This is a genomic window from Hymenobacter sp. M1-2, from assembly GCF_057808495.1.
On the sequence record NZ_JBTYZO010000013.1, the window covers coordinates 97026 to 109689 of the forward strand.

At 53.9% G+C, this 12664-nt stretch carries 13 protein-coding genes; 7 read left to right on the forward strand and 6 right to left on the reverse strand.

Annotation, left to right across the window (positions count from 1 at the left end; all coding sequences use genetic code 11):
- Positions 1–303: 303 nt before the first annotated feature.
- Positions 304–678: an RDD family protein gene (locus tag ACYSMN_RS13995; protein WP_488924516.1), complete on the reverse strand. Its 375-nt coding sequence runs from the start codon at positions 676–678 to the stop codon at positions 304–306.
- 66 nt (positions 679–744) lie between these two features.
- A complete protein-coding gene (locus ACYSMN_RS14000; RefSeq protein WP_488924517.1) occupies positions 745–2076 on the reverse strand; it encodes a hemolysin family protein in 1332 nt (443 codons plus the stop codon).
- 203 nt (positions 2077–2279) lie between these two features.
- Here ACYSMN_RS14000 and ACYSMN_RS14005 point away from each other — a divergent pair, with 203 nt between their 5' ends.
- The 5 genes from ACYSMN_RS14005 (at position 2280) to ACYSMN_RS14025 (ending at position 8298) form a co-directional block, all read left to right on the forward strand.
- Positions 2280–4508 (forward strand): protein-disulfide reductase DsbD family protein, encoded by a 2229-nt coding sequence (locus tag ACYSMN_RS14005; protein WP_488924518.1) that lies wholly within the window; start codon positions 2280–2282, stop codon positions 4506–4508.
- Between the two features lie 84 nt (positions 4509–4592).
- Positions 4593–5717, forward strand: coding sequence for an isoaspartyl peptidase/L-asparaginase family protein (locus ACYSMN_RS14010; protein WP_488924519.1), 1125 nt, complete (start codon positions 4593–4595; stop codon positions 5715–5717).
- 540 nt (positions 5718–6257) lie between these two features.
- Positions 6258–6722, forward strand: coding sequence for an Lrp/AsnC ligand binding domain-containing protein (locus ACYSMN_RS14015; protein WP_488924520.1), 465 nt, complete (start codon positions 6258–6260; stop codon positions 6720–6722).
- Positions 6723–7021: 299 nt separating this feature from the next.
- Positions 7022–7918: a TonB family protein gene (locus ACYSMN_RS14020; RefSeq protein ID WP_488924521.1), complete on the forward strand. Its 897-nt coding sequence runs from the start codon at positions 7022–7024 to the stop codon at positions 7916–7918.
- A 71-nt stretch (positions 7919–7989) separates the two neighbouring features.
- Positions 7990–8298 carry a hypothetical protein gene (locus ACYSMN_RS14025; RefSeq protein ID WP_488924522.1) on the forward strand — a complete coding sequence of 103 codons (309 nt, stop codon included), beginning with the start codon at positions 7990–7992 and terminating at the stop codon, positions 8296–8298.
- Positions 8299–8400: 102 nt separating this feature from the next.
- Here the strand turns inward: ACYSMN_RS14025 and trxA are convergent, their stop codons facing one another.
- The 4 genes from trxA to ACYSMN_RS14045 all read right to left on the reverse strand — a co-directional run bounded on the left by trxA (position 8401) and on the right by ACYSMN_RS14045 (position 10910).
- On the reverse strand, positions 8401–8733 hold the full coding sequence (gene trxA / locus ACYSMN_RS14030; RefSeq protein ID WP_488924523.1) for a thioredoxin: 333 nt from the start codon (positions 8731–8733) through the stop codon (positions 8401–8403).
- Positions 8734–8929: 196 nt separating this feature from the next.
- Entirely contained in the window at positions 8930–9319 is a 390-nt protein-coding gene (locus ACYSMN_RS14035; protein ID WP_488924524.1) for a hypothetical protein, read from the reverse strand.
- Positions 9320–9389: 70 nt separating this feature from the next.
- Positions 9390–10313, reverse strand: a complete 924-nt coding sequence (locus tag ACYSMN_RS14040) for a TIGR01777 family oxidoreductase (protein ID WP_488924525.1) — start codon at positions 10311–10313, stop codon at positions 9390–9392.
- 81 nt (positions 10314–10394) lie between these two features.
- Positions 10395–10910 (reverse strand): GbsR/MarR family transcriptional regulator, encoded by a 516-nt coding sequence (locus ACYSMN_RS14045; protein ID WP_488924526.1) that lies wholly within the window; start codon positions 10908–10910, stop codon positions 10395–10397.
- Between the two features lie 364 nt (positions 10911–11274).
- Here ACYSMN_RS14045 and ACYSMN_RS14050 point away from each other — a divergent pair, with 364 nt between their 5' ends.
- Both ACYSMN_RS14050 and ACYSMN_RS14055 read left to right on the forward strand, forming a co-directional pair.
- Complete coding sequence (locus tag ACYSMN_RS14050; protein ID WP_488924527.1) at positions 11275–11745, forward strand: YsnF/AvaK domain-containing protein; 471 nt, start codon at positions 11275–11277, stop codon at positions 11743–11745.
- Positions 11746–11768: 23 nt separating this feature from the next.
- The gene (locus ACYSMN_RS14055; RefSeq protein ID WP_488924528.1) at positions 11769–12611 is read left to right on the forward strand and encodes a YsnF/AvaK domain-containing protein; all 843 of its coding nucleotides are present in this window, start codon (positions 11769–11771) and stop codon (positions 12609–12611) included.
- The last annotated feature ends 53 nt before the right edge of the window (positions 12612–12664 follow it).

Genomic DNA, 12664 nt, shown 5'->3' on the forward strand with positions numbered 1-12664 from the left:
CTATTTTGCAGGGGTAGCGGCAGGTGCTGCAGCGGCTGGTTGTGGCTTATAGATTGCGCCAGTAGCGAAGTCAACAATGGTACCGGGCCAGAAAAGCAAAATATCGGCAATCAACGCTCCCACCCGAACATCACGCTGCGGCTGCCCATCGGCGGGTTTGGTTTTTTGATATGCGGTGACAGGACCTCCAAATACAGTAGCACAGCTGGAGAGAGTCAGAGCGGCAAGGCCAATTAGCAAAAAGTGTCTAGCTCGGTTCATATTAAAAGTGAAAAAAGGAAGAAATGATAGCCGAAACTAGAATTAATAATTTACAAAAACCACTTTTGTACCTGAAAGCTTGTCGTGCCATGCCATATGCTGACGGCTTATCAGCAAACTGAGGGGCTCTAACGGCAGGAAGCGGCATACAGTACGCAGTAGTATAGATAATATATCTGGTGCCTCATCCCCCTCATCAACAACCATGGTTTTGGTTAGCATTTTGCCCAAAGTGCGCTGAAAAAAATACTCCATTAAGATATAATAGGCAAACAACGCAGCTAGCGCTAATAGACGCAAAGTTAGTTGCGAGGTATCCGGGCCAGTTACCAGCCGGAGCAGGATTGCCAGTACCATCAATACTCCAACAGAATCAATTAGCCAGTTAATGAACCGGCGCATTTTAGAAGCCTTCACGAAGTGTAGAGAAGTATGAAGGCGTAAAAATGCGTTTTTATGTCAACACTTCAGTTCTCGCTTCACCTACAAATTCAACGCGTCTTCAGCTTCTTCCTCCCGCTCCTCCTCCGTTGTGACGCGCAACTGCACTAGCTCTACCGTGCGGCGGGAGCGTTTTAGAACCCGAAACTCGTAATTGTCGAGCACGGCCACGTCGCCGACTTCTGGAATGTTGCCATAGATGACGTTGAGCAGGCCGCCAACGGTTTCGTAGTCGTCGCCTTCAGGCAGCGAATACGGCAAGTATTCGTTGGCGTCGGAGATGGAGGTGGAAGTGTTGACGCGAAACTCAGTGCTCGAAATCTTCTCTACCACTGGTACTTCGTTGTCATACTCGTCCTGGATTTCACCGACCAACTCCTCGATAATATCTTCAATGGTAACGATGCCCGACACGCCACCGAATTCGTCGCTAACGATGGCCATGTGCATGTGCTTGCGCTGAAACTGGCGCAGCAGGCGATTTATTTTCTTGGTTTCCGGCACGAAGTAAGCCGGGCGCATAATTTTCGGCAACTCGATAGCCTCGTTGCGACGAATGATTTGCAGCAAGTCCTTCACGTAGAGCACCCCCACAATATTGTCGATGTTGCCCTCGTACACCGGAATTCGTGAATAGCCTTCGTTGTACACCATTTCCAGAATTCCGTCCTGGGGCGTATTCAGATCAATGGCTGAAAGCTTGGTGCGCGGCACCATGATCTGCTTCACCATCCGGTCGTTGAACTCGAACACGTTTTCCAGCAACTCGTGCTCTGACTCGTGAATTTCGCCACTCTGCTTGCTCTGGTCGAGCAGCAGGCGCAGTTCTTCCGTGGTATGCACCTCGGCCCCGTGCGTAGAACCAACCCCAAATATGCGGAGCACGAGATTCGACAGCTTATCAAGGAGCCAGATGAAGGGAAACGTAATGAACGCGAAGGCTCGAAGCGGTATGGCAATGGCCATGCTCGTGCTTTCCGGCTTTTGAATGGCCAGTACTTTCGGGGCCTGTTCGCCCAACACGATGTGCATGATCGTGATGAGAGAAAACGAAGTTGCTAGCGCAATCTGGTGTACAGTGTTGGCCGAGAGCGTAATACCAAACCGGTGAATAACGGCCAGCACTATTTCCGCCACCACGCTCTCGCCAATCCAGCCGAGCGCCAGTGAGGCCAGCGTAATACCGAGCTGCGTAGCCGATAAATAGTAGTTCAGATCGAGCAGCATGTTCTGCACTAGCCGGGCAATCCGGTTGCCACTCTGGGCCTTCAGCTCTATCTGCGATAGACGGACTTTGACGAACGCAAATTCAGCCGCCACGAAAAAACCGTTCGCCACCACGAGCAGAACAGTAAATAATATTTTTAAACCCATAGGTGCGGCAACTCGGGCTCACGCGGCCCAGTCGCCTTTCTGTTACAAAAGTACGAGATTCCGCCCAAGCGGTTCCAGTGGAGTTGTGCCCCGGAAACCAGATGCAAAAAAGAGCGCCACCAAAAACTAGCAAACTCATCTCGCTGTTAGCCTTTCTGCCGACCTTTGTTGGGTCCGCTATTGCAGTTGTTTCTTTCTCGCTGATGTTAATCCGCAAAATTCTAGTTCTGCCCCTGCTGCTCGTGTTGCTCACGGCACTCGGGGCGGCTGCCCAGATTCTGACGCCCACCAAGCTGAGTGTGGCGCTAAGCAAGCCGGCCGTCAAGGTAGGGGAGGAGGTTGACCTGATCGTGAATGCCCGCATCGACGATAAGTGGCACCTCTACGCCACCGATTTCGACCCCGACCTGGGACCAGTGACGTTTACCTTCAACTTCACCAAAAGCTCTGCCTACGAGCTAGTGGGCAAGCCGAAATCTATCGGCTCAAAGCACGTTCACGATGATGTGTTCAATGGTGAGGTCGCTTATTTCGAGAAAACCGGGCAAATAAAGCAGCGCATTCGGTTGTTGCAGCCTGGCCCCCTCACCATTAAGGCTGGCGTAGAGTATCAAAGCTGCACCGATGTGGACGGCCGCTGCATTCCCGGCGAGGAGGCGCTGAGCTTTGGCCCCATCGACGTGACAGGCAGCGCCGCATCGGCTACCCCAGCTGCGCCTGGCAAAGCCTCTAAACTCCAATCTCCCGACGGCGCCGCCCTCACTCCCGCAGCACCCGCTACGGTTGCCACTGGCGTCGCGGCTACCGACAGCCCGGCACAAGCAGGTACTATCCCGCCTCAGGCAACTCCCGGAAAAATAACGGCTACAGATAAGATGCCGGCTACTAATTCAGTGGCGGCAGCCAGCGGCGGTACGCCAGATAATGGCATCGTGGACCCCGGCAAAGAAGATCTCTGGGCGTTTGCCTTCGGGGCCTTTTTGTTTGGGCTTGGCGCGCTCATCACCCCCTGCGTGTTCCCGCTGATTCCCATGACCGTTTCGTTTTTCACGAGCGGCTCCGACACGCGGCAGCGCGGCATCCTCAAAGCCACCGTCTACGGCCTGTCCATCATCTTTATTTATGTAGTGGTGGGGCTGTTAGTGACGGTTCTGCTGGGGGCCGATGGGCTCAACCTTATCAGCACGCACTGGCTGCCCAACCTGATTTTCTTCGCTGTCTTCGTAGTGTTTGGGCTATCGTTTCTTGGGCTGTTTGAGATTACGCTGCCCCACGGCATGGTGAACAAGATTGACGCACAGGCCGATAAGGGAGGCTGGGGCGGCGTGTTTTTCATGGCTCTTACGCTGGTGGTCGTATCTTTTTCCTGCACCGGCCCCATTGTAGCTACCATCCTCACGATGGCCACCCAGGGGCAGCGCCTTACCCCGGTTATTGGCATGTTCGGGTTTTCGCTGGCTTTCGCGCTGCCCTTCACGCTGTTTGCTATTTTTCCGGCCTGGTTGAAAAGCCTGCCCCGCTCCGGTGGTTGGCTGAATACGGTGAAGGTGACGCTGGGCTTCGTGGAGCTGATGCTGGCCCTTAAGTTCCTAAGCATGGCCGATCTGGCTTACCACTGGAACCTGCTCCCGCGCGACATCTACTTGGTGCTGTGGATTGCGCTTTCGGGGTTGCTAGGAATTTATCTGCTGGGCCGGTTCAAACTTTCCCACGATTCTGACCTGCCACATTTGAGCGTGGGCCGGCTGCTAATGGCCGTGTTGGCGTTCAGCTTCATGACTTACTTGGTTCCAGGCTTATTTGGCGCACCGCTGCCGTTATTGGCCGGCTACCTGCCGCCCCAAAGCAGCCGCGACTTCACGCTCGGCGGCAACTCAGGCCTGCTCGCCACCACAGTGGCATCGGTGCCCAACAACGCCGAGTGTGAGACGCCGCGCCACGGCGAATTTCTGGAATTGCCCCACGGCCTGCCTGGCTACTTCGACTTGGCTCAAGCGCAACGTTGTGCCCGCGCCCTGGGCAAGCCGCTGTTTATCGATTTTACGGGCCACGCCTGCGTCAACTGCCGCAAGATGGAAGCCACTGTTTGGAAAGATCCCCAAGTGCTTCGGCGGCTGCGCGAAGATTTTGTAGTGGTGGCGTTGTACGTGGACGACAAATCCGAACTACCAAAAAACGAGCATTACGTGTCGAGCTACGATAACAAGAAAAAAACTACGCTAGGCAAGAAAAACGCCGATTTACAGCTTTCCGGCTTCAATGTAAACGCCCAGCCGTACTACGTGCTCCTCGACCCCAATGCCCCCGCCGACTTGCAGCATGTTCTTGCTACGCCCATTGCCTACGAGCCGGATGTAACCTCGTTCGTAAAGTTTCTGGACAGCGGGCTGGCTCGTTTTCGGCAGCAAAATACTGTGGCTGTCCGCCGCTAGTTCTAGGTTGTTTACTTTGCACAACCCGCGCATTGGCTTAGCCCGATGGCGGGTTGTATTGTTTCCCACGCTTTGTACCGAACTATGAAGAAGCTTGTTCTACTCGTAGCGCTGCTTTGGGGTGCCACTACCACCAAAGCCCAAACCGCTGCTACAGCCCCCGATCCTAAACGCATCACACTTGTTATTCATGGTGGGGCCGGCACTATCACGCGGGCGAACATGACCCCCGAGAAGGAAAAGGCTTACAACGAGGCCCTAAACCAAGCATTACAGGCCGGATACGCCATTCTCAAACGAGGTGGCACTTCCCTCGATGCTGTGGAGGCGGCCGTACGGGTAATGGAAGATTCTCCGCTTTTCAATGCTGGCAAGGGAGCAGTGTTCACTCACGATGGTCGGAATGAGATGGATGCAGCTATCATGAATGGCCAAAACTTGGCGGCTGGTGCCGTAGCAGGAGTTACGGTGGTGCGTAACCCCATCACGGCCGCCCGGGCTGTGATGGAAAAGTCGGAACATGTGATGATGACCGGGGCAGGAGCTGAGCAGTTTGCCCGGGAGAAAGGCCTGGTTATCGTAGAGCCCTCTTATTTCTACACGGAGGCGCGCCACGAGCAGCTGCAAAAAGCCTTGTCTGAAGATCGAGCAGCTGGCACCCCCGACCAATTGAACGCCCCCACCAAAGCCGCTACCCCAGCAGCTCCCGTCAAACCCAAACGGAAGTCGAAAGCCGGCAAGCCAACTAGTGCGGTGCAGCCAGCCACGGATGAGGAGAACATCTTCACTGAAGGTAAGAAGTACGGTACAGTAGGTGCTGTGGCCTTGGACCAGTTTGGCAATTTAGCCGCCGCCACCAGCACCGGCGGCATGACCAATAAGCGTTACGGCCGGGTTGGTGATGCCCCCATCATCGGCTGTGGCACGTACGCCGATAACCAGTCTTGTGCTGTCTCCTGCACCGGATGGGGCGAGTATTTCATTCGAGCCACGGTAGCGCGCGACGTAGCGGCTCGCGTGGAATTTCAACAGCAACCAGTAGAGAAGGCAGCCCAAGCTACTATTGATAAAGTAGGCAAGCTAGGCGGCGACGGTGGCCTCATTGCCGTGGATAGACAAGGCAACGTAGCTATGCCGTTCAATTCTGAAGGCATGTACCGCGGCGTTATCAAAGCCGATGGCCAAAGCCAAGTGCAGATTTATCGTTGATCTTTTTGAAAGTGCACAAGCCGAAGCCGCTGATTTGTGAATATTATCTCAAATCAGCGGCTTTTTTGAAATACAGGTAGGCTCGCCCGTCAGATTTTCCGACCTTTGCAGCCGCATAGGGGATACGGAGCATTTTAGCCAAGTTCTGACAGTCAATATTGCGCGTCAATCGGGCACAAAAAAGGCGGCACCCACCCAGATGCCGCCTCTTGCAAAGGAACGCACCCACCCAGATACGCCCCGGTTTTTTCCTCCTCACATGACCAACCCAGTAAGCTGTAGAAGAAGGATTCGAACCTCCACGGTGCAGTTAGCCGGCCGCCGGACCAGTTTTTCCCGAATCACCACCCTCGAGAGAGGAGGGTATGTCTGCCAGTTTCATCACTCTACAAAGTAACCCTCGTCGTTCACGTGGGATTATGACAAATGTAGAAGTTTGGCTTGGAACGTAAAATTTTAGCATGCATTTAGCTAAAATTTTACAATATTTCTGAAAAACACCTGCTGCAATTTTAATATAGGTAGCTCAAGAGCTTCAAAATGGCTAAGAATTACGAACTTGACGACACCGATCGGAAGATTCTGGATCTGCTGATTCAGGATGCCAAGACACCCTACACGGAGATTGCCCGCAAGGTGCACGTTTCGGGGGGCACTGTGCACGTGCGAATGGCTCGACTGGAAGAGCTAGGCATTGTAAAAGGTGCTACCCTCCAAATCGACTACCAAAAGTTGGGGTACGGCGTGAATGCCTTTTTGGGCATCTATCTGCTCAAAAGCTCCGTGTACGCCAGCGTGGCCGAGCAGCTACGCGGCATTCCCGAAGTGGTTAGTATTCATTTCACTACCGGTGCCTACGGAATTTTCGCCCGCCTAGTATGCCGCGATACGCAGCACCTGCGTGATGTACTGCACGACAAAATGCAGCTCATTGAAGGTATTGAACGGACGGAAACCCTTATTTCCCTGGAAGAAACGCTGAGCCGCCCAATTCAGCTGCTCTAGACCTCTCAGTAACGTATAGGTGAAGGCCACTTCTGTCCCTGCAGAGGCGGCCTTTGCCTTTAGCAAGCAATTTGCTTGAGAAGCTCAGCATTGCACCGAGTAATGGGCCGACCATTGGTATCTGATGCAATAGGAAACCATTCACATTTTTATGAATAATTACTGAAGATCTTGGCTAACAGTTACGTAGGTGCTATATTTCCTGCACTCATCCGTGTTGCACTCTCCGCATGAAAGCCTACCTTATTATATTTTGCGCTTTGTTGCTGGCCACTTCACGCCCAGCAGCCGCACAAAGTATGCCTGCTGTGTACCTCAATAGCCGGGACGAAGCTACCATACCCGATAGTGCTACTCATTACCGCATCGTTGATCGGAAGAATGAACTCTTGGGTACGTACGCCATGCGCGAGTATTCCCTGACCGGAACTTTGTTGTTGCGCGGTACTCTTTCTTCCATCGAGCCAGTAATACGTAACGGCTTGGTTATGTGGTACCACCCGAGCGGCGCCAAAGCAGCGCAAGTGCATTATCGCAACGACGAAGCCGAGGGCCTGTACATTGCCTGGTACGAGGATGGAAAAGTGAGCTTGCGGGGTGAGTATACAGATGGCCAGCGCACGGGTGCCTGGATAAGCGTCCACCGCAACGGCCAGAAACGCTCGAAAGGCAGCTACGCCGCGGGCCGACCCGTGGGCGAATGGCGCTACTTCTACAACACCGGCCAACTAAGTGCCATTGAGTTGCCGAGCCGGGAGAAGGGCCCTGCATTGGCATTTTTCAATGAAGATGGTTCAGCGTACGCGGGCAAGCTGCAAAAACGGGAACTTCCACAATTTCCAGGTGGCGAGGCAGCATTTCTCAGCTACGTAGCTCGCAACACGGTATACCCGCGCAACACTCGGCGCAAAGGCATTACGGGCAAAGTGTACGTGAGCTACACCGTAGACGAGGAAGGCCGAGTGGGGCAAGTGTACGTGGTACAAGGCCTGTGCCCAGAGGCTGATCAAGAGGCCCGGCGCGTAGTAGCGAGTTTGCCATCTTTCCAGCCGGGCCGCGAGTACAACGTCCCGACGGCCATGACGTTCACGGTACCAATTCATTTCTCGCCGAGCTTCTCACTTTTTAGTGGCGTACGGCCCCCGCAGGTGCGCCCCACCGAAGCCCGCGCCGCCCGCCCGGAAGAAATGTATTAAGCTCCCTATTAAACTTCAGGAGATGGGAAGACTCCAAGCGGCATACCAACGCTTCATAATCCTTCTCCCTCATGAAAATCTCTGCTTTCGTCTGTGCTACGGCACTTAGCCTGTTGGCTACCGTGGGTGCTTTCGCCCAAACTACTCCGCGCCACGACCAAGCCCGGATTCGGCAAGGAGTGCGCTCCGGCCAACTTACCCGCGCCGAAGCCGCCCGTGCTCAGGCTCAGCAGGCTGATGCCCGGCAAGCTCGCCAAGCCGCTCACGCCGATGGGGTAGTAACCTCAGCGGAACGCCAAGGCATACGCCGAGAAGAGCGCCAAGCCGACAAGGTGCTTTATCGCCAAAAGCATGACGCTCAGACTCGGCGTCGGCGTTAGTAAGACTATGACCCAAAAAGCCCCGCTCTCGACAGAGGACGGGGCTTTTTGAGTTCTTAATTGAAAGAACGTATTCTGCTTATTGGCCTTGCGGTGGCCTACCTAGGCTACGGTTACCTGGGCGTCAAGCTTCTGGGCCAGTACGTGTTTCGGCACGGCACCTACTTGCTTGTCTACCACTTGGCCATTCTTGAACACGAGCAGCGTCGGGATGCTGCGGATGCCGAATTTGGCGGAAGTCTGCGGGTTAGAGTCCACGTCAACTTTGCCAATCACGGCTTTGCCTTCGTATTCGCCAGCCAACTCCTCCACTACCGGACCCACCATGCGGCAGGGGCCGCACCACTCGGCCCAGAAGTCCACGAGCACTGGTTTATCGGAGTTGATGATTTCTTCGAAGTTAGCATCGGTAATCTCGATGGTTTTATGTCCCATGACGGAAGGGGTTTTGTGACGGTGAAAATTACTTCTTACGATTCTTGGGGGCTGCAAGGTAGCAGATTGCGTTTCAACAAGGTGCTGCCCGGAAAGTTCACTTCGTTCAATCCCCCGAATCCCCCGCCCAACTCCCCCAACGCCCCGCTGATGTTGGCCGTACGCTCGTCGGCACCAGCAGGGCGTTGGAAACAGGTTATTTATCGGATTTATCCATTACAAAATTTAACGTCTGGTTGTACTCTTGCGCTCGGTTGCGAAGCTTGTAAAAGACGTATAGGTTGAAGAAGTGCATGCCCCCCAGAATCAAGATGATAGTCCCGATTTTGATGCTAAGGGTTTCCACACTTTGCTGGTAGCTGGCAATGTCGTCGGTGCTGCGGAGCGTGAGAGTAGCGTAGCCGATATTAATAAGGTAAAAGCCTGTGAGCAGCAGCTTATTCACCGAGTCGGCCAGGGCCTCATTGCCGTGGAAGATGTCGACGAGGAACGTGCGACCGTTTGTGAAGAGCGTGCGCGCCACCCACACCGTGAGCAGCACCGTGACGGGCAAGTACACACCGTACACCAGCAGATAGTAGTTCATGACAGTAAAGGGAAAGAGGTGAAAAAGTGAAAAGAAGAAAGCGTGCGTACTGAATTCGTTGGAATACTCCTCAACTCAGAGCCGGCAGCAAGTCGGCCAGGGCTAGGTCGCAGGTGGGGTAGTGGAAACGGAAGCCGGCCTCTTGCAGCCGCTGCGGCACTACTTTGCGGCTTTTGAGGATGAGCTCCGTTTCGGTCTGGAGCAGAAAAGCCCCTATTTCCAGCAGCCACCGGGGTTGCGGCAAGTGCCACCGCGGCTGGAAGTACTGGTCGAGCAGGCCATTGAAATCTTGGTTGCGCAGAGGCTCCGGGGCGCAGATGTTGAAAGTACCCTCCAGGCTAGGATGCGCCAGTAGGAACTCGATGCTACGGCAGAAGTCAGCTATGTGCAGCCAGCTTATCCACTGCTGCCCATTGCCCTGGGGAGTGCATAACCCAAGCCGGGCCAAACGTGCCATTACGGGTAGTGCGCCACCATCATTGCCAAGCACAATAGACGTGCGCAAGGCCAAACGGCGCGTGCGAGGAGTGGCTGCCACCCAAAATTCGGCTTCCCATTTCTGCGCCACCATTTCAGAAAAGTCGCGGCCAATCCGGCCGCTTTGCTCGGTGTTAGCGGGAGTATCAGCCGGGGTCGACTGGTAGATAGTTGCGGTAGAGGAATTCAGCCACACCGCTGGCGGGTTCTGGCAAGCCGCAATGGCGTTGCCGAGCACGCGGGTACTTTCCAGGCGGCTCTGCGTGATGGCGTATTTATTGACAGCATTATAGCGACAATCAACAGTGCGCCCGGCTAGGTTGATAACTGCGGCGGCACCTTCCAACTCCGCGGCCCAAGCGCCCAGCGTGCGGCCATTCCAATGAACGAAGCCAGCTTCCGATTTTCGGCTGCGGCCCAACACGACTACCTCGTAGCCTAGTTGCGTGAAGTGACGAGCTAAATGCTTTCCTAGAAAGCCAGTGCCACCGGCGAGTATCATCTTGGGCTTTTTCATCGTGAGGAAGAAGACGAGATGTTTGTTGTTATTAAACTTTCAGTAAAAAATGAAAGAAATAGCCAAAAAAATAAGCACTGCTTAGCCTGGCCGCATGAGCTTCATGAAAGTGCTGAGAAACCAGTTCTCGTCGGCTCGGATGATAGTGCCAGCCGTTCGGTCGGCGAGGCCAGCGAAGCTGCGGATGCTGTTCACCATGCCTACAAACGACTGCGCGTCGGCGGCAGGAGCACCGTTTAGGTCTACGTGGCTGACGTCTTCTAATACTCGCATAATAGGTTCTAGCTCACGTTTACGGCGCTCTTTCAGAATAAGAGTTGCAACGCGATGAATGTCCTTTTCGGCAGAGAAAAACTCCCGTCGCTCGCCCGGTCGTAGCTCTTTGCGCACCAAGCCCCAATCGATGAGGGCGCGCACGTTCATGTTGGCATTGCCACGGGAAATCTGCAACTGCTCCATAATATCCTCGGTGCTCAAGGCGCCGGGCGTCACGAGCAATAAAGCGTGAACCTGCGCCATCGTCCGGCTCACGCCCCAGGCTGAACCTAGGGTGCCCCAGCCTTCCGTGAATTTGCGCTTGGCTTCATCGAGTTGCATGCCTCAAATGTAAAAGCATATTTCAAACTTTCAATAAGAATTGAAAGAATATTTTTTAACCTACTATTCGTGCATATTATTTATATGCTCTTGCTGAGTAAGAAGGAGATTACAAACTGCAAAACTGCCCTACAAGCTGAAGAATAGCAGTAAGGCAAAATTTTATTTGACATGAGTTATGTCTTATTGTAGCTAGAGAGGGCATAAGCAGTAAAATAGGCACTGGCGTGGTAAATACCACTTACTATTAAGTATTTATAATATAATTTATGTAGCGTCATAGTGCAAGTATAAGCTGATTGGCAGCGGAATAAGATAACTCGGCAGTGGAAACTAGCGCAAGCTGGTGGCGTAAAGACCTTCCATGAATACAGCGTCTGAACCTTTTGCTGATAACTCGCAGTCAACCCGTCTGCCAGAATCGCCGCAGGCTGCTCCCGTGGTAATTCCGGTGATTGAGGAGCAGGTTGTTATTACGCGTGAGGTGGTCGAAAGTGGCCGCTTACACGTGAGTAAGCGAGTTATTGAGCAGGAGCAACAGGTCGATGTAGCGCTTCAGCACGACGAAGTGCAGGTGGAGCATATACCCGTAAACCGTTTTGTTGCCGATGGGGCTTTGCCACCCGGCATGCGGCAGGAAGGCGACACCATCGTTATTCCAGTGCTGCGGGAAGTGGTAGTGACTCGCACCTTGGTAGTGGAGGAAATCCGCATCACCAAGCAAGCCGTGCAAACGCACCAGACGGAAACGGTATTGCTGCGCCACGAAGACGTTCAGATCAACCGCCGCTCATCAGCTTCAGATGAGACAACACCATCACCCACTCAACCTTAAATACTCACCTAAATTCTTTCCCCATGCAAACCGTAGTAGGAATTTTCGATACCGCCGAAGAGGCACAAAATGCCGCCCGTCAACTGGCTGCTGCCGGTTTTACTCAGGAGAATGTAGACGTGGCTTCGCGTAACATCGGCCAGTCAGGCAGCAATTACGCTGGTGGCACTACTGCCAGCGCCGCGACTCGCACTGACGCAGACCGCACCCACGATACGGGCGACAGCATCAGCAACTTCTTTAGCAATCTGTTCGGGGGCGACGATGATGATTCGGCGCACCGTTACACGCACGTGGCCCGCAACAGCGGCTCCATTGTGACAGTGCACTGCCACACTGCTGAAAACGCACGCGAAGCCGCCGAAATTATGGACCGCGCTGGTGCCGTCGATGTAGATGACCGTGCTACTCAAACGGGCTACGCATTAGGCAACAACCTGCAAGCCGGTGCTACAACCGAAAACGCGACTTCAGCTAAAGTGATTGAAGAAAATATGCAAGTAGGTAAGCGCGTGGAGCAAACCGGTGGTGCTCGTCTGCGTAGCCGCATTGTAGAACGCCCCGTAGAGGCCAGCGTCCGGTTGCGGGAAGAACACGTGAACGTAGAGCGTCACCCCGTAAACCGTCCGGCCACGGAAGCTGATTTCGCCGCTTTCAAAGAAGGTGACATCGAAATCACGGAAAGCGCTGAGCGTGCCGTAGTAGGTAAAGAAGCGCGCGTAGTGGAGGAAGTAACGCTCGGCAAAGAAGTAACTGAGCGCGAAGAAACCATCCGCGACACCGTACGCAAGACGGAAGTGGACGTGGAGCGCCTCAACGACACCGACGCCCGTCGTAATCTCAATAACGACGAACGTCTTTCGTAGTCTTTGTAAATTCGTTTGAATTGTACAGCAAAAGAGGTGGCCAGTTTCTGGTC

Bases quoted from the DNA above. Each gene is read 5' to 3' on its own strand.
- ACYSMN_RS14000 (WP_488924517.1), bottom strand. From the start codon at position 2,076: ATGGGTTTAAAAATATTATTTACTGTTCTGCTCGTGGTGGCGAACGGT.
- ACYSMN_RS14005 (WP_488924518.1), top strand. From the start codon at position 2,280: ATGTTAATCCGCAAAATTCTAGTTCTGCCCCTGCTGCTCGTGTTGCTC.
- ACYSMN_RS14010 (WP_488924519.1), top strand. From the start codon at position 4,593: ATGAAGAAGCTTGTTCTACTCGTAGCGCTGCTTTGGGGTGCCACTACC.
- ACYSMN_RS14015 (WP_488924520.1), top strand. From the start codon at position 6,258: ATGGCTAAGAATTACGAACTTGACGACACCGATCGGAAGATTCTGGAT.
- ACYSMN_RS14020 (WP_488924521.1), top strand. From the start codon at position 7,022: ATGCCTGCTGTGTACCTCAATAGCCGGGACGAAGCTACCATACCCGAT.
- ACYSMN_RS14025 (WP_488924522.1), top strand. From the start codon at position 7,990: ATGAAAATCTCTGCTTTCGTCTGTGCTACGGCACTTAGCCTGTTGGCT.
- trxA (WP_488924523.1), bottom strand. From the start codon at position 8,733: ATGGGACATAAAACCATCGAGATTACCGATGCTAACTTCGAAGAAATC.
- ACYSMN_RS14035 (WP_488924524.1), bottom strand. From the start codon at position 9,319: ATGAACTACTATCTGCTGGTGTACGGTGTGTACTTGCCCGTCACGGTG.
- ACYSMN_RS14040 (WP_488924525.1), bottom strand. From the start codon at position 10,313: ATGAAAAAGCCCAAGATGATACTCGCCGGTGGCACTGGCTTTCTAGGA.
- ACYSMN_RS14045 (WP_488924526.1), bottom strand. From the start codon at position 10,910: ATGCAACTCGATGAAGCCAAGCGCAAATTCACGGAAGGCTGGGGCACC.
- ACYSMN_RS14050 (WP_488924527.1), top strand. From the start codon at position 11,275: ATGAATACAGCGTCTGAACCTTTTGCTGATAACTCGCAGTCAACCCGT.
- ACYSMN_RS14055 (WP_488924528.1), top strand. From the start codon at position 11,769: ATGCAAACCGTAGTAGGAATTTTCGATACCGCCGAAGAGGCACAAAAT.